This window comes from Burkholderia anthina (assembly GCF_902498995.1).
Lineage (GTDB): Bacteria > Pseudomonadota > Gammaproteobacteria > Burkholderiales > Burkholderiaceae > Burkholderia > Burkholderia anthina.
This window is the reverse complement of record NZ_CABVLY010000001.1, coordinates 505,041-519,622: the sequence shown is the minus strand read 5'-3', so window position 1 is coordinate 519,622 and position 14,582 is coordinate 505,041. Positions and strand designations below refer to the sequence as shown.

At 67.3% G+C, this 14,582-nt stretch carries 16 protein-coding genes; 10 read left to right on the top strand and 6 right to left on the bottom strand.

Going from position 1 to position 14,582, the window contains the following annotated elements; all coding sequences use genetic code 11:
• Positions 1-5 precede the first annotated feature (5 nt).
• From kdpB to BME24068_RS02465, 4 genes are all read right to left on the bottom strand, one after another.
• Positions 6-2,090, bottom strand: a complete 2,085-nt coding sequence (gene kdpB / locus BME24068_RS02480) for a potassium-transporting ATPase subunit KdpB (RefSeq protein ID WP_174925048.1) — start codon at positions 2,088-2,090, stop codon at positions 6-8.
• 55 nt (positions 2,091-2,145) lie between these two features.
• Positions 2,146-3,951, bottom strand: coding sequence for a potassium-transporting ATPase subunit KdpA (gene kdpA, locus BME24068_RS02475; protein WP_096507654.1), 1,806 nt, complete (start codon positions 3,949-3,951; stop codon positions 2,146-2,148).
• Positions 3,948-4,040, bottom strand: a complete 93-nt coding sequence (kdpF, locus tag BME24068_RS02470) for a K(+)-transporting ATPase subunit F (RefSeq protein ID WP_006752209.1) — start codon at positions 4,038-4,040, stop codon at positions 3,948-3,950. The genes kdpA and kdpF overlap by 4 nt, the downstream gene beginning before the upstream one ends.
• Positions 4,041-4,367: 327 nt before the next feature.
• Positions 4,368-5,342 (bottom strand): quinone oxidoreductase family protein, encoded by a 975-nt coding sequence (locus BME24068_RS02465; RefSeq protein ID WP_096507656.1) that lies wholly within the window; start codon positions 5,340-5,342, stop codon positions 4,368-4,370.
• 407 nt (positions 5,343-5,749) lie between these two features.
• Between BME24068_RS02465 and BME24068_RS02460 the strand changes: the two genes are divergently transcribed.
• Together BME24068_RS02460 and BME24068_RS02455 are read left to right on the top strand one after the other, a co-directional pair.
• Positions 5,750-6,103, top strand: coding sequence for a Rap1a/Tai family immunity protein (locus tag BME24068_RS02460; RefSeq protein WP_174925047.1), 354 nt, complete (start codon positions 5,750-5,752; stop codon positions 6,101-6,103).
• 15 nt (positions 6,104-6,118) lie between these two features.
• The gene (locus BME24068_RS02455) at positions 6,119-6,586 is read left to right on the top strand and encodes a T6SS effector amidase Tae4 family protein (protein WP_174925046.1); all 468 of its coding nucleotides are present in this window, start codon (positions 6,119-6,121) and stop codon (positions 6,584-6,586) included.
• A gap of 135 nt (positions 6,587-6,721) precedes the next feature.
• On the opposite strand, the gene BME24068_RS02450 is transcribed toward BME24068_RS02455, so the two are convergent.
• Entirely contained in the window at positions 6,722-7,114 is a 393-nt protein-coding gene (locus BME24068_RS02450) for a methylglyoxal synthase (protein WP_096507658.1), read from the bottom strand.
• Positions 7,115-7,169: 55 nt separating this feature from the next.
• A complete protein-coding gene (locus BME24068_RS02445) occupies positions 7,170-7,949 on the bottom strand; it encodes an SDR family oxidoreductase (protein WP_096507659.1) in 780 nt (259 codons plus the stop codon).
• A 213-nt stretch (positions 7,950-8,162) separates the two neighbouring features.
• Here BME24068_RS02445 and upp point away from each other — a divergent pair, with 213 nt between their 5' ends.
• The 8 genes from upp to BME24068_RS02405 all read left to right on the top strand — a co-directional run bounded on the left by upp (position 8,163) and on the right by BME24068_RS02405 (position 14,575).
• A complete protein-coding gene (gene upp / locus BME24068_RS02440) occupies positions 8,163-8,813 on the top strand; it encodes a uracil phosphoribosyltransferase (RefSeq protein WP_043188934.1) in 651 nt (216 codons plus the stop codon).
• 219 nt (positions 8,814-9,032) lie between these two features.
• Complete coding sequence (locus BME24068_RS02435; RefSeq protein WP_096507660.1) at positions 9,033-9,761, top strand: YebC/PmpR family DNA-binding transcriptional regulator; 729 nt, start codon at positions 9,033-9,035, stop codon at positions 9,759-9,761.
• Positions 9,762-9,866: 105 nt separating this feature from the next.
• On the top strand, positions 9,867-11,147 hold the full coding sequence (purD, locus tag BME24068_RS02430; RefSeq protein ID WP_174925045.1) for a phosphoribosylamine--glycine ligase: 1,281 nt from the start codon (positions 9,867-9,869) through the stop codon (positions 11,145-11,147).
• A gap of 129 nt (positions 11,148-11,276) precedes the next feature.
• Positions 11,277-12,197 carry an oxygen-dependent coproporphyrinogen oxidase gene (hemF, locus tag BME24068_RS02425; protein WP_174925044.1) on the top strand — a complete coding sequence of 307 codons (921 nt, stop codon included), beginning with the start codon at positions 11,277-11,279 and terminating at the stop codon, positions 12,195-12,197.
• Positions 12,198-12,238: 41 nt separating this feature from the next.
• Positions 12,239-12,952: a nicotinate-nucleotide adenylyltransferase gene (locus BME24068_RS02420; RefSeq protein ID WP_174925084.1), complete on the top strand. Its 714-nt coding sequence runs from the start codon at positions 12,239-12,241 to the stop codon at positions 12,950-12,952.
• A gap of 4 nt (positions 12,953-12,956) precedes the next feature.
• Complete coding sequence (gene rsfS / locus BME24068_RS02415) at positions 12,957-13,403, top strand: ribosome silencing factor (RefSeq protein ID WP_174925043.1); 447 nt, start codon at positions 12,957-12,959, stop codon at positions 13,401-13,403.
• A 17-nt stretch (positions 13,404-13,420) separates the two neighbouring features.
• Complete coding sequence (rlmH, locus tag BME24068_RS02410) at positions 13,421-13,891, top strand: 23S rRNA (pseudouridine(1915)-N(3))-methyltransferase RlmH (protein WP_096507665.1); 471 nt, start codon at positions 13,421-13,423, stop codon at positions 13,889-13,891.
• Positions 13,892-13,942: 51 nt separating this feature from the next.
• Positions 13,943-14,575, top strand: coding sequence for a Maf family protein (locus tag BME24068_RS02405; RefSeq protein ID WP_096507666.1), 633 nt, complete (start codon positions 13,943-13,945; stop codon positions 14,573-14,575).
• Positions 14,576-14,582: the final 7 nt, after the last annotated feature.

Sequence of the window (14,582 nt, the reverse complement as noted above, 5' to 3'; positions counted from 1 at the left end):
GCGCATCAGGCCCAGCCGAGCGCGGCGAGCGTCATGTCGATCAGCTTGATGAACGGGAACGGCAGCAGCACGCCGCCCAGGCCGTACACCAGCAGGTTGCGGCGCAACAGCGACGCGGCGCCGAGCGGCCGGTACGTGACACCCTTCAGCGCGAGCGGGATCAGCGCGACGATGATCAGCGCGTTGAAGATCACCGCCGACAGGATCGCCGATGCCGGCGACGTGAGGTGCATGATGTCGAGCACGCGCAGTTGCGGGTATGTCGTCACGAACGCGGCCGGGATGATCGCGAAGTACTTCGCGATGTCGTTCGCGATCGAGAAGGTCGTCAGCGAGCCGCGCGTCATCAGCATCTGCTTGCCGATCTCGACGATCTCGATCAGCTTGGTCGGATTCGAGTCGAGGTCGACCATGTTGCCGGCTTCCTTCGCGGCCTGCGTGCCGGTGTTCATCGCCACCGCCACGTCGGCCTGCGCGAGCGCCGGCGCGTCGTTGGTGCCATCGCCCGTCATCGCGACGAGCCGGCCGGCCGCCTGGTGCTCGCGGATCGTCGCGAGCTTGGTTTCCGGCGTCGCTTCCGCGAGGAAATCGTCGACGCCCGCTTCCGCCGCGATCGCCGCGGCCGTCAGCCGGTTGTCGCCCGTCACCATCACGGTCTTGATGCCCATCTTGCGCAGCTCCGCGAAGCGCTCCTTGATGCCGCCCTTCACGATGTCCTTCAGCTCGATCACGCCGAGCACGCGCGCCGCGCCGTCATGCAGGTCGGCCACGACGAGCGGCGTGCTGCCGCGCCGCGCGACCTCGTCGACCGCGCGACGCACCTCTTCCGGGAAGCGGCTGCCGTGCGTCTCGACATAGCGGCGGATCGCATCGGCCGCGCCCTTGCGGATCTCGCGACCCGGAAGATCGACGCCGCTCATCCGCGTCTGCGCGGAAAAGCCGAGGAACGTCGCGTGCAGTTGCGCCATGTCGCGCTGGCGGATGTTGAAACGTTCCTTGGCCAGCACCACGATGCTGCGGCCTTCCGGCGTTTCGTCGGCGAGCGACGACAGTTGCGCGGCGTCGGCCAGCGCTTCCTCGGTCACGCCCGGCGCGGGCACGAACGCCGACGCCTGACGGTTGCCGAGCGTGATCGTGCCGGTCTTGTCGAGCAGCAGCACGTCGACGTCGCCGGCCGCTTCCACCGCGCGGCCCGACGTCGCGATCACGTTCGCCTGCATCATCCGGCTCATCCCCGCCACGCCGATCGCCGACAGCAACCCGCCGATCGTCGTCGGGATCAGGCACACGAGCAGCGCGACGAGCGCGGTGATCGTCACCACATGGCCGGCCTTCATCGCTTCCACCGAGAACATCGAGAACGGCAGCAGCGTCGCGGTCGCGAGCAGCATCACGATCGTCAGCGCGACGAGCAGGATCGTCAGTGCGATTTCGTTCGGCGTCTTCTTGCGCTTCGCGCCTTCGACCATCGCGATCATCCGGTCGAGGAACGCCTCGCCGGGGTTCGCGGTGACCTTCACGACGATCCAGTCCGACAGCACGCGCGTGCCGCCCGTCACCGACGAGAAGTCGCCGCCCGATTCGCGGATCACCGGCGCGGATTCGCCGGTGATCGCCGATTCGTCGACCGATGCGACGCCGTCGACGACTTCGCCGTCGGCCGGGATCACGTCGCCGGCCTCGACCAGCACGACGTCCCCCTTGCGCAGGTCGGACGCGGTCATGATGCGGATCGGCGACTTCGGATGCGGTTCGTTGAGCTTCTTCGCCATCACGTCCTTCTTCGCGCTGCGCAGCGATGCGGCCTGCGCCTTCGAGCGCCCTTCCGCGAGCGCTTCGGCGAAGTTCGCGAACAGCACCGTGAACCACAGCCACAGCGCGATCGCGAGGATGAAGCCCGCGGGCGCCTCGGCCTGGCCGGCGAGCGCCGCGATCCACAGGATCGTGGTGAGGATGCTGCCCACGTACACGCAGAACATCACCGGGTTGCGGAACTGCGTGCGCGGCGTGAGTTTCTTGAACGAATCCACGATCGCCGGACGCAGCAGCGCCGGATCGAACATGGACCGTGTTGCGGAATGTTGAGTCATTGCGATCTCTTCAATCTCTTCAGTCTTTTCAAGGTGTCGCCATGCGGGCGCGCGTTCACGCGCCCAGCCACATCATCAGATGCTCGACGCCGGGGCCGAGCGCCAGCGCCGGCACGTAGGTCAGCGCGCCCACCAGCATCACTGTGCCGAGCAGCAGCACGACGAACAGCGGACCATGCGTGGGCAGCGTGCCGCTCGTCACGGCGATGCGCTTTTTCGCGGCGAGCGAGCCGGCGATCGCCAGCACCGGCACGATCGTGCCGAAGCGGCCGAACCACATCGCGATCGCGGTCATCCAGTTGTAGAACGGCGTGCCGACCGTCAGGCCCGCGAACGCGCTGCCGTTGTTGTTCGCGGCCGAGCTGAACGCGTACAGGATTTCCGAGAAGCCGTGCGGGCCCGGGTTCGCGATGCCGGCCTTGCCCGCGTCGGCAAGCACCGCGATCGACGTGCCGACCAGCACGAGCAGCGGCGTGAGCAGCACGACGATCGACACCATCTTCATCTCGTACGACTCGATCTTCTTGCCGACGTATTCCGGCGTGCGGCCGATCATCAGGCCGGCGACGAACACCGCGAGCAGCGCGAACACGAGCATCCCGTAGAGACCGGAACCGACACCGCCGTAGATCACCTCGCCGAGCTGCATCAGCAGCATCGGTACGAGGCCGCCGAGCGGCGTCAGCGAATCGTGCATCGTGTCGACCGCGCCGCACGACGCGGCCGTCGTCGCGACCGTGAAGATGCCGGTCTGCGCGATCCCGAAGCGCGTTTCCTTGCCCTCCATGTTGCCGCCCGGCTGCAGCGCGCTTGCCGACTGGTCGACGTGCAGCGCGGCGAACGCCGGGTTGCCGGCCTGCTCGGCGCTCACCTCGACGCCGATCGCGACCGCGAACGCGACCGTCATCGCCGCGAGCACCGCGACGCCCTGCCGGCGGTCGCCGATCACGCGGCCGAACGCCAGGCACAGCGCGGCCGGGATGATCAGGATCGCGAAGATCTGGATGAAGTTCGAGAACGGCGTCGGGTTCTCGTACGGATGCGCGGAGTTCGCGTTGAAGAAGCCGCCACCGTTGGTGCCGAGCATCTTGATCGCTTCCTGGGATGCCACCGGGCCCATCGCGAGCGTCTGCTTCGCGAGCGGCGTCGGCACCGTCACCGGGTTGCCCTTGTCGTCCTTCACCGGGCTGCCCTGCGCGTCGAGCTTCGGCGCTGCGTAGGTGCTCGTCTGCAGCACCGGCACGTCCTGGTACGCCTGCATGTTCTGAATCACGCCCTGGCTCATCAGCAGCGCGGCGATCACCATCGCCATCGGCACGAGCACGTACATCGTCACGCGCGTGAGGTCGACCCAGAAGTTGCCGATCGTCTGCGCGGTGTGGCGCGCGAAGCCGCGGATCAGCGCGATCACGACGACGATGCCGGTGGCCGCCGACAGGAAGTTCTGCACGGTCAGGCCGAGCATCTGCGTCAGGTAGCTGACCGTTTGTTCGGGCGTGTAGTCCTGCCAGTTCGTGTTGGTGACGAAGCTCACCGCCGTGTTGAATGCGCCGTCGGCCGTCATCGCGCCGAATTGCTGCGGATTGCCCGGCAACAGGCCCTGCAGCCGCAGCAAGCCGTAAAGGAACAGCGCGCCGAGCGCGTTGAACGCGATCGTTGCGATCGCGTACTGCTTCCAGTTCATTTCGGTGCCGGCATCGACGCCGGCGATGCGGTACAGCGCGCGTTCGAGCGGCCCGAACACGCGCACCACGCGCGCGCTGCCGTCCATCACGTTCGTCAGGTAGCGCGCGCACGGCACGGCCGCCGCGAGCAGCACGACGATGAACAGCAGCGTCTGCAGCAGATTGTTCGCGTTCATTCGATGTCCTCCGCGCGCAACAGCGCAAAGACGAGATACGCGAACAGCAGGGCCGTCGAGGCACCCGCCAGCCAAAGCATCCAGGTCATGCGCGCCCTCCGCGGCCGTATTGCGAAAGCTGCTCGCAACCGCCAAGCAAACCGAGGATCAGCGAGGTGAAGAGCACCAGTGCGCCGATGAAAACCCCATCCATTTTTGTGTTCTCCGTCGTCGAAATCGGACGACTAGAACCTTATGGGAACGCGCGTAAAGGACAGGTCAAAGGTGCTCGGGCGGATATAAAAAACGTGTAAACGCGTAAAGCGGGAAACAGCGGACGGGACGTCGGGCGGGACAGGAGACCGGGGACAGGACGGGCGGCACGCCGGCGCCGCCCGGGGGGGCGTGCCGGCGTGAAGCCGGCACGAAGGGATGCGTCAGGGAACGAGGATCGTCGAGCCGGTCGTCTTGCGCGACTCGAGGTCGGCGTGCGCGCGGGCGACTTCGGCGAGCGGATAACGCTGGTTGATGCTCGTCTTCACCTTGCCCGACAGGATCACGTCGAACAGCTCGGCGGCCGCGGCTTCGAGATCGGCGCGCTTCGCGATGTACGAGAACAGCGTCGGGCGCGTGAAGAACAGCGAGCCGCGCGACGAGAATTCTTTCGAGTCGATCGCCGGCAGCGGGCCCGACGCATTGCCGAAGCTCACGAAGTAGCCGAGCGGCGCGAGGCAGTCGAGCGAGCCGATGTACGTGTCCTTGCCGATCGAATCGTAGACGACCGGCACGCCCGCGCCGTTCGTGATCTCCTTCACGCGCTGCGTGAAGTTCTCGCGCGTATAGACGATCGGATGATCGCAGCCGTGCGCCTTGGCGAGCGCGGCCTTCTCGTCGGAGCCGACCGTGCCGATCACGGTCGCGCCGAGCGCCTTCGCCCACTGGCATACGAGCAGGCCGACGCCGCCGGCCGCCGCGTGGATCAGGATCGTGTCGCCGGCCTTCACCGGGTACGTGCGGCGCAGCAGGTAGTGCGCGGTCAGGCCCTGCAGCATCACCGATGCCGCGTCGTCGTAGCTGATTCCGTCCGGCAGCTTCACGAGCCGCTCGGCCGGCATTACGCGCTCCTGCGCGTAGGCGCCCGGCGGCTGCCCGACGTAGGCGACGCGATCGCCCGCCTTCAGCGTGCTCACGCCTTCGCCGACGGCCGTCACCTCGCCCGCCGCTTCCATCCCGAGGCCGGCGGGCAGTTGTTGCGGATAGAGGCCCGTGCGGAAATACACGTCGATGTAGTTGAGCCCGACCGCGTGCTGCCGGATGCGGACTTCGCCCGTCTTCGGCTCGCCGACCTCGACATCGACCCACTTCATCACGTCCGGGCCGCCCGGCTGGTCGTATCGGATTGCTTTCGGCATCGTTTCGCTCCTTGTTTGTCTGGAAATCGGGTTCGGCAAACGCGTCGATGCCGCTCAAAAGCGATGCATGCAGACGCGGGGCTCAGCGCGTGATTCTCGCGCGTCGCGCATGGTCATGCAGCGCGTCGTCGAAATCCCTTCACGTCCGTAGGGTTTTCGCGGAAGACGGATGGTACGACGTCCAGCTGGTCGCCGTTATTGGTGCATGGCGCACATGCCAAGCGCAACACTTTGTCACCTTCAAGTCACGACCTGCAGGATGGATGAAATGGCCGCCAAGTAAGCGACGGCAAAGCGCTGTCGCCTGGCCGACCCGTGTGCCGTGCCCCGCAATGGAGCGTCGAAGGAAATTGAAGGGGAGACGGCCGTGCTATTTTGCTTTTCGCCGAATCCACGAGCCCCATGCCATGAACGTCTTTGTCATCCGAAGTGTGTTTGTTTTCGCGTCGTTGTCGGCAAGCATCGGCATCGCACACGGTGCCGCGCTACCGCGTGTCGACGGCACCCGACTACTCAACGGTATGAGTCGCGCCGACAACACGCCGTACGCCGACGCCGAGCGTCATGCCATGACCGGTTATCTGGCCGGCGTGGCCGATACCTCCGAAGGCAAGGACTGGTGCGACAACGGGCGCGTCAAACCGGGAGAAATCGATTCCGAAGTACTCAGCGATCTCCGGAAGCTGCCGAACGTTGCGTTGCGGGCAAACGCAGCAGGACTGGTCACCCGCATCCTGCGACAAAAATATCCTTGCCGTTGATCGGAGAACATTTGTTTGAAACCACACTTTTCTTTGCTGAGCAGCCACTACCCGAGCAACAGAACCGTTTCGCGGGAAGCGCTTTACGAAGCACTGGGCTGGCAGGACCTGATCTCCAATCCGTCGTATGCGAATACCTGCGCCATCCGGGTCAGCCTGGCGCTCGTCAGGAGCGGCATGACATTGCGCGGCGGGCTCGTGATTCAGAAAGGTCTGCACCGGGGTCGGCGCATTGAAGCCGGACAAGCCAGACTGGCCAGAATGCTGGCAGAGCCGGCGTATTTCGGCAAAGCCGAAGTGTTCCGGCGGGACGACGCGGCAGCCGGCATTGCCGGCAGAAAAGGCGTAGTGGCGTTCTGGAATATCCCAGGCTACATGAACGGCCGTGGCGGCCACATCGACCTGATTGACGGTGCACGCGCCCTCTGCAGCTCGGATTGCTACTGGACGGCATCGACCGTGTGGTTCTGGCCGCTACGATGACCGCCGGTCCCCGATCTCGCCCGTCGCAACCGGCACCCATATCGACACACCGCCCCCTTAATGCTCGGCGTCGCCTGTCGCATCCTCCACGCGGCAGATGACGTCGAGTGGGCGCGCTCATCCGTGGTCGACGCCCTAGCAAACGTCCTGCATGTTCCGCGCCAGATCGTCGAGCAGCATCCGCGCGGTCGCCACGTTGGTCGCCACCGGCACGTCGTGCACGTCGCATGCGCGCACCAGCGCGGTGATGTCCGGATCGTGCGGCTGCGCGGTCATCGGGTCGCGCAGGAACACGACGATGTCGACGCGGCCGTCGGCCAGCTCCGCACCGATCTGCAGGTCGCCGCCGAGCGGCCCCGACAGCTTGCGCTCGACCTCGAGCCCGTGCGCGGCAGCGATGCGCCCGCCGGTCGTGCCCGTCGCGACCAGCCGGCATTGCGCGAGCGTCGTACGGTACTGGCCTGCGAGCGCGACGATCTCGTCCTTCTTCGCGTCGTGCGCAATCAATGCGATGCGGGGTTTGCTCATCTCCGGTTCCTTCGTGTTTCGATTGTTGTCGTGGGGTAAATGGCGGGCGCGTACGTCAGAACGTGCCCGGATACGCGCCGCCGTCGAGCAGCCAGTTCTGCCCGGTGATGTAGCCGGCGTGCACGCTGCAGAGGAACGCGCACGCCGCGCCGAATTCGGCGCGCGTGCCGAGGCGCCCGACCGGGATCTCCTTCGCGCGCCGCGCGCGCAATTCGTCGACCGTCACGCCCTGCGCTTTCGCCGACGAGGCGAGCGTCGTCGCAATCCGGTCGGTGTCGAACAGCCCCGGCAGCAGGTTGTTGATCGTCACGCCCTGCCCGGCCACCTTGCGCGACAGCCCGGCGACGAAGCCGGTCAGCCCCGAGCGCGCGCCGTTCGACAGCGCGAGCACGTCGATCGGCGCCTTCACCGCCGAACTCGTGATGTTGACGATCCGGCCGAAGCCGCGCGCGATCATCCCGTCGACGGTCGCGCGGATCAGCTCGATCGGCGTAAGCATGTTCGCCTCGAGCGCGCGAATCCAGTCGTCATGCGAGAAATCGCGGAAGTCGCCGGGCGGCGGGCCGCCGGCATTCGTCACGAGAATGTCGGGCTGCGGGCACGCGGCCAGCGCGGCCGCCCGCCCGTCCGGCGTCGTGATGTCGCACGCGACCGCGGTGACCGACACGTTCGACTCGGCGCGGATCTCCTCGGCGGTTTCCTCGAGCGTGTCGCGCGTGCGCGCGACGATCACGATATTCACGCCCTCGGCGGCCAGCGCTTCCGCGCAGCCGCGCCCGAGTCCCTTGCTGGCCGCGCACACGAGCGCGGTCTTTCCTTCGATGCCGAGATCCATCGTCGATTCCTCTTTATGGCGACGCGCGCCGGCGCGGCCCGGCCGCGCCGCCGGACGGGCGGCAACGGGCATGCGCGGCGCGCGGATTGTCGTGAGACGTCGATAATATCCGGATCGCGTGGCGCGCCTTGGTAAAATTGCGGCCATAAGCGGCAGCCAGCCTCGCGCCCACCGCCGCTCCCCGATCCCCTTTTGCCGCCAAGGCACCCCGTCATGAAACAGGACAGCCGTTTCCCGAATCTCTTCATCACCGATCACCCGCTGATCCAGCACAAGCTCACGCACATGCGCGACAAGGACACGTCGACGCGCACGTTCCGCGAGCTGCTGCGCGAGATCACGCTGCTGATGGGCTACGAGATCACCCGCAACCTGCCGATCACGACCAAACGGGTCGAAACCCCGCTGGTGGAAGTCGACGCGCCGGTGATCGCGGGCAAGAAACTGGCGATCGTGCCCGTGCTGCGCGCCGGCATCGGGATGTCGGACGGCCTGCTCGACCTGGTGCCGTCCGCGCGCGTCGGCCACATCGGCGTGTATCGCGCGGAAGATCACCGCCCGGTCGAATACCTGGTGCGCCTGCCCGATCTCGAGGATCGCATCTTCATCCTGTGCGATCCGATGGTCGCGACCGGCTATTCGGCCGTGCACGCGGTCGACGTGCTCAAGCGCCGCAACGTGCCGGCCGCGAACATCATGTTCGTCGCGCTGGTCGCCGCGCCCGAAGGCGTGCAGGTGTTCCAGGACGCGCACCCGGACGTGAAGCTGTTCGTCGCGTCGCTCGACTCGCATCTGAACGAGCACGCGTACATCGTGCCGGGCCTGGGCGACGCGGGCGACCGCCTGTTCGGCACCAAGAACTGACGCACCGGCACGGCCGGGCCGTACGGGCCCGGCGCGCCGCGACGGCCGCCCGGCCGTTCGGCCATGCGCGGCGGCCCCGAAACGGCGGTCGCCGCGTGATAAAATCTCGTTCCACTCGACACGCGCGGCCCCGCGGCATCACGCCCGCCAATACGGCCGCCGATTCAACGACACATTGGCACAATCGCCCGCGCAGCGCGCCCGGGCACGGAGAAAGGTATGGCTGGTCATTCGAAATGGGCCAACATCAAGCACAAGAAGGCAGCAGCTGACGCGAAGCGCGGCAAGGTCTGGACCCGTCTGATCAAGGAAATCCAGGTCGCGGCCCGCCTCGGCGGCGGCGACGCGAGCTCGAACCCGCGCCTGCGCCTGGCAGTCGACAAGGCAGCCGACGCCAACATGCCGAAGGACAACGTCAAGCGCGCGATCGATCGCGGCGTCGGCGGCGCGGACGGCGCGAACTACGAAGAAATCCGTTACGAAGGCTACGGCATCAGCGGCGCGGCGATCATCGTCGACACGCTGACCGACAACCGCATCCGCACGGTCGCGGAAGTCCGTCACGCGTTCTCGAAGTTCGGCGGCAACATGGGCACCGACGGTTCGGTCGCGTTCATGTTCGATCACGTCGGCCAGTTCCTGTTCGCGCCCGGCACGTCGGAAGACGCGCTGATGGAAGCCGCGCTCGAAGCCGGCGCGGACGACGTCAGCACGAACGACGACGGCTCGATCGAAGTGCTGTGCGACTGGCAGACCTTCTCGGCGGTGAAGGACGCGCTCGAAGCCGCGGGCTTCAAGGCCGAACTCGCCGAAGTGACGATGAAGCCGCAGAACGAAGTCGAATTCACCGGCGACGATGCGGCGAAGATGCAGAAGCTCCTGGACGCGCTCGAGAACCTCGACGACGTGCAGGAGGTGTATACGAACGCCGTCATCGTCGAGGAATGACATGCGGGCCGCCGTGCGCAGCGTTGCGACGGCAGCCCGACCGATTTCGCGGCCGGCGCGCCTGAGCGTGCCGGCCGCCCTGTTTTCTAGTCTGCGGGGAATCCCATGAAACTACTCGTCGTCGGTTCCGGCGGCCGCGAACATGCGCTGGCGTGGAAGCTCGCGCAGTCGCCGCGCGTCCAGATGGTCTACGTCGCGCCGGGCAATGGCGGCACGGCGCAGGACGAGCGTCTGAAGAACGTCGACATCACGTCGCTCGACGCGCTCGCCGATTTCGCGGAAAGCGAAGGCGTTGCGTTTACGCTCGTCGGGCCGGAAGCGCCGCTCGCGGCCGGCATCGTCAACCTGTTCCGCGCGCGCGGCCTGAAGGTGTTCGGTCCGACCCGCGAAGCCGCGCAGCTCGAAAGCTCGAAGGATTTCGCGAAGGCGTTCATGAAGCGCCACGGCATTCCGACCGCCGACTACGAAACCCTCTCCGATGCGGCGGCGGCACACGCATACATCGACGCGAAGGGCGCGCCGATCGTCGTGAAGGCCGACGGCCTCGCGGCCGGCAAGGGCGTCGTCGTCGCGATGACGCTGGAAGAGGCGCATGCCGCGGTCGACATGATGCTGTCGGGCAACAAGCTCGGCGACGCCGGCGCGCGGGTCGTGATCGAGGAATTCCTCGACGGCGAGGAAGCGAGCTTCATCGTGATGGTCGACGGCAAGCACGCGCTGGCGCTGGCCTCGAGCCAGGACCACAAGCGCCTGCTCGACGAAGATCGCGGCCCGAACACGGGCGGCATGGGCGCCTACTCGCCCGCGCCGATCGTCACGCCGCAGATGCACGCACGCGTGATGCGCGAAATCATCATGCCGACGGTGCGCGGGATGGAGAAGGACGGCATCCGCTTCACGGGCTTCCTGTATGCGGGCCTGATGATCGACAAGGACGGCAATCCGCGCACGCTCGAGTTCAACTGCCGGATGGGCGACCCCGAGACGCAACCGATCATGGCGCGCCTGAAGAGCGATTTCTCGAAGGTCGTCGAACAGGCGATCGCGGGCACGCTCGACACGGTCGAGCTCGACTGGGACCGCCGCACCGCGCTCGGCGTCGTGCTGGCCGCGCACGGCTATCCGGACGCGCCGCGCAAGGGCGACCGCATCAACGGGATCCCGGCCGAGACCGAACAGGCGGTGACGTTCCATGCGGGCACGACGCTCGCCGAAGGCGACAAACTGGTCACGTCGGGCGGGCGCGTGCTGTGCGTGGTCGGCCTCGCCGATTCGGTGCGCGAAGCGCAGCAGCATGCGTACGACACGATCAACCAGATCCATTTCGAAGGCATGCAGTACCGCCGCGACATCGGCTTTCGCGCACTGAACCGCAAGAGCGCCTGAGGCCCCGGTCGCTGCCCTGACCGCCGCCCTGCCCGCGCAGGCGGCGGCCTCCTCTGCCGGGTTCGATAGAATGCCCGGCAGATGCCTTTTTTACGGCCCCCGCTTCGCGCGGGGGCGCCCAGTCCAGACATGACCGATTCGACCTACGACGTGGCACGCGTGCGCACGTACCTCCAGGACCTGCAGACACGCATCGCCGACGCGCTCGGCGCGCTCGACGGCACGCCGCTCGCGACCGACGCGTGGCAGCGCGGGCCCGAAGAGCGCCTGCGCGGCGGCGGCTGCACGCGGATTCTCGAAGGCGGACGCGTGTTCGAGCGGGCGGGGATCGGCTTTTCCGACGTCGCGGGCGACGCGCTGCCGCCGTCGGCGAGCGCGGCACGCCCGCAGCTCACGGGCCGCGGCTTCGAGGCGCTCGGCGTATCGCTCGTGCTGCACCCGCGCAATCCGTACTGCCCGACCGTGCACATGAACGTGCGGATGCTGATCGCGACGAAACCGGGCGAAGCGCCGATCTTCTGGTTCGGCGGCGGGATGGATCTGACACCGGTTTATCCGTTCGAAGACGACGCGCGGCATTTCCACCAGACCTGCAAGGACGCGCTCGATCCGTTCGGCGCCGAGCTCTACCCGCGTTTCAAGACGTGGTGCGACGAGTATTTCTTCCTGAAGCACCGCAACGAGACGCGCGGCATCGGCGGGATCTTCTTCGACGATTTCGCCGAGCCCGATTTCGAACGCGCGTTTGAGATGATGCAAAGCGTCGGCGACGCGTTCCTGAACGCGTACCTGCCGATCGTCGAGCGCCGTGTCGCGCTGCCGTACGGCGAACGCGAACGCGACTTCCAGGCTTACCGGCGCGGCCGCTACGTCGAATTCAACCTGGTATTCGACCGCGGCACGCTGTTCGGCCTGCAAAGCGGCGGCCGGACCGAGTCGATCCTGATGTCGATGCCGCCGGTCGCGAACTGGCGCTACAACTGGCAGCCCGAGCCGGGCTCGCCGGAGGCGCGCCTGACCGACTTCCTCGTGCCGCGCGACTGGGTCTGAGCCCGCCGCGCACCGCCGTCTCAAGAACAGGACACGTTTTTCTGGACACCACCGCCCGCTCCGCCCCGCTGCCGCGCCCGCTGTTACGTCGTATCGGCCTGCTGGGCGGCACGTTCGACCCGATCCACGACGGCCATCTCGCACTCGCGCGCCGTTTCGCCGACGTGCTCGGCCTGACCGAGCTCGCGCTGCTGCCCGCCGGGCAGCCGTACCAGAAGCGCGACGTGTCGGCCGCCGAGCATCGGCTCGCGATGACGCGCGCCGCCGCCGGCGCGCTGACCCTGCCGGGCGTGACGGTCACCGTCGCGACCGACGAGATCGAGCACGAGGGTCCGACCTATACGGTCGAGACGCTCGCGCGCTGGCGCGAGCGCATCGGCCCCGACGCGTCGCTGTCGCTGCTGATCGGCGCGGACCAGCTGGTCCGCCTCGACACGTGGCGCGACTGGCGCGAGCTGTTCGACTATGCGCACATCTGCGCGTCGACGCGTCCGGGCTTCGAACTCGACGCGGCGCCGCCCGACGTCGCGCAGGAAATCGCGCGGCGGCAGGCCGGCGCCGACATACTGCAAGCCACGCCGAGCGGCCATCTGCTGATCGACAGGACGCTCGCGTTCGATATCGCCGCAACCGACATCCGTGCACACTTGCGCGAATGCATCGCGCGTCATGCGCAAATGCCCGATGCGTCGGCCGAACATGTGCCGGCCGCCGTCTGGGCCTATATTCTTCAACATCGTCTCTACCATTCCTGATTCCATGGATATCCGCAAACTGCAGCGCGTGATCGTCGACGCACTCGAAGACATCAAGGCGCAAGACATCAAGGTGTTCAACACCAGCCACCTGACCGAACTGTTCGACCGCGTGATCGTCGCGTCGGGCACGTCGAACCGCCAGACCAAGGCGCTCGCATCGAGCGTGCGCGACAAGGTCAAGGAAGCCGGCGGCGACATCGTCAGCTCCGAGGGCGAAGACACCGGCGAATGGGTGCTGGTCGACTGCGGCGACGCGGTCGTGCACATCCTGCAGCCGGCCCTGCGCCAGTACTACAACCTCGAGGAAATCTGGGGCGACAAGCCCGTGCGGATGAAGCTCGGCGGCGGCAAGGCCCCGAACGGCTTCGCGACGGCCAGCGACGAAGAGGACGACGAGGAAGCGGCGCCGGCACGCCCGGCGCGCAAGACGGCGGCCCGCCGCCGCTGACGCGTCGCGACGTCCCGATGAAGCTTTTCATCCTCGCGGTCGGCCACAAGATGCCGGGCTGGATCGCCTCCGGCTTCGACGAATACACGAAGCGGATGCCGCCCGAGCTGCGCATCGAGCTGCGCGAAATCAAGCCCGAACTGCGTTCGGGCGGCCGTAGCGCGGAAAGCGTGATGGCCGCCGAGCGGCAGAAGATCGAGGCCGCGCTGCCGAAGGGCGCGCGCATCGTCGCGCTCGACGAGCACGGCCGCGACTGGACCACGATGCAGCTCGCGCAGGCGCTGCCCGGCTGGCAGCAGGACGGCCGCGACGTCGCGTTCGTGATCGGCGGCGCCGACGGGCTCGATCCGGAGCTCAAGGCGCGCGCCGACCTGCTGCTGCGCATCTCGAGCATGACACTGCCGCACGGGATGGTGCGCGTATTGCTCGCCGAACAGCTTTACCGGGCGTGGAGCATCACGCAGAATCACCCCTATCACCGCGCATGACGCGTCGTCCTCGGGACGCGCGCCGCGCGCGCTCAACGAGATAACGACACCATGCCGTCCAGCACGCCCTCCCAGCTTTTTCCGACCCTTTACCTCGCTTCGCAAAGCCCGCGCCGCCAGGAGCTGCTGCTGCAGATCGGCGTGCGCTTCGAACTGCTGCTGCCGCGCCCCGACGAAGACGCCGAAGCGCTCGAAACCGAACTGCCCGGCGAAGCCGCCGATGCGTACGTGCAGCGCGTGACCGTCGCGAAGGCGGAAGCCGCGCGTGCGCGTCTCGTCGCGAGCGGCAAGCCGGCCGCGCCCGTGCTGGTGGCGGACACCACCGTGACGATCGACGGCGCGATCCTCGGCAAGCCGGCCGACGCCGACGACGCGCTCGCGATGCTGACCCGGCTCGCCGGCCGCGACCACGAAGTGCTGACCGCCGTCGCCGTGATCGGCGCCGACGGCGAATTGCTGCCGCCCGCGCTGTCGCGCTCGTCGGTACGCTTCGCCGCCGCGCCGCGCGACGCATTCGAGCGTTACGTCGAAACCCGCGAGCCGTTCGGCAAGGCGGGCGCGTACGCGATCCAGGGGCGCGCGGCCGAATTCATCGAGCGAATCGACGGTTCCCATTCGGGTATCATGGGTCTGCCCCTTTTTGAGACTGCCGCGTTGCTGCGCACCGCACGCGTCGCCTTCTGAATCGCAC

Bases quoted from the DNA above. Each gene is read 5' to 3' on its own strand.
- BME24068_RS02450 (WP_096507658.1), bottom strand. From the start codon at position 7,114: ATGAGCAAACCCCGCATCGCATTGATTGCGCACGACGCGAAGAAGGAC.
- rlmH (WP_096507665.1), top strand. From the start codon at position 13,421: ATGAAGCTTTTCATCCTCGCGGTCGGCCACAAGATGCCGGGCTGGATC.
- BME24068_RS02445 (WP_096507659.1), bottom strand. From the start codon at position 7,949: ATGGATCTCGGCATCGAAGGAAAGACCGCGCTCGTGTGCGCGGCCAGC.
- BME24068_RS02405 (WP_096507666.1), top strand. From the start codon at position 13,943: ATGCCGTCCAGCACGCCCTCCCAGCTTTTTCCGACCCTTTACCTCGCT.
- purD (WP_174925045.1), top strand. From the start codon at position 9,867: ATGAAACTACTCGTCGTCGGTTCCGGCGGCCGCGAACATGCGCTGGCG.
- rsfS (WP_174925043.1), top strand. From the start codon at position 12,957: ATGGATATCCGCAAACTGCAGCGCGTGATCGTCGACGCACTCGAAGAC.
- kdpA (WP_096507654.1), bottom strand. From the start codon at position 3,951: ATGAACGCGAACAATCTGCTGCAGACGCTGCTGTTCATCGTCGTGCTG.
- BME24068_RS02465 (WP_096507656.1), bottom strand. From the start codon at position 5,342: ATGCCGAAAGCAATCCGATACGACCAGCCGGGCGGCCCGGACGTGATG.
- kdpF (WP_006752209.1), bottom strand. From the start codon at position 4,040: ATGACCTGGATGCTTTGGCTGGCGGGTGCCTCGACGGCCCTGCTGTTC.
- kdpB (WP_174925048.1), bottom strand. From the start codon at position 2,090: ATGACTCAACATTCCGCAACACGGTCCATGTTCGATCCGGCGCTGCTG.
- hemF (WP_174925044.1), top strand. From the start codon at position 11,277: ATGACCGATTCGACCTACGACGTGGCACGCGTGCGCACGTACCTCCAG.
- BME24068_RS02460 (WP_174925047.1), top strand. From the start codon at position 5,750: ATGAACGTCTTTGTCATCCGAAGTGTGTTTGTTTTCGCGTCGTTGTCG.
- upp (WP_043188934.1), top strand. From the start codon at position 8,163: ATGAAACAGGACAGCCGTTTCCCGAATCTCTTCATCACCGATCACCCG.
- BME24068_RS02435 (WP_096507660.1), top strand. From the start codon at position 9,033: ATGGCTGGTCATTCGAAATGGGCCAACATCAAGCACAAGAAGGCAGCA.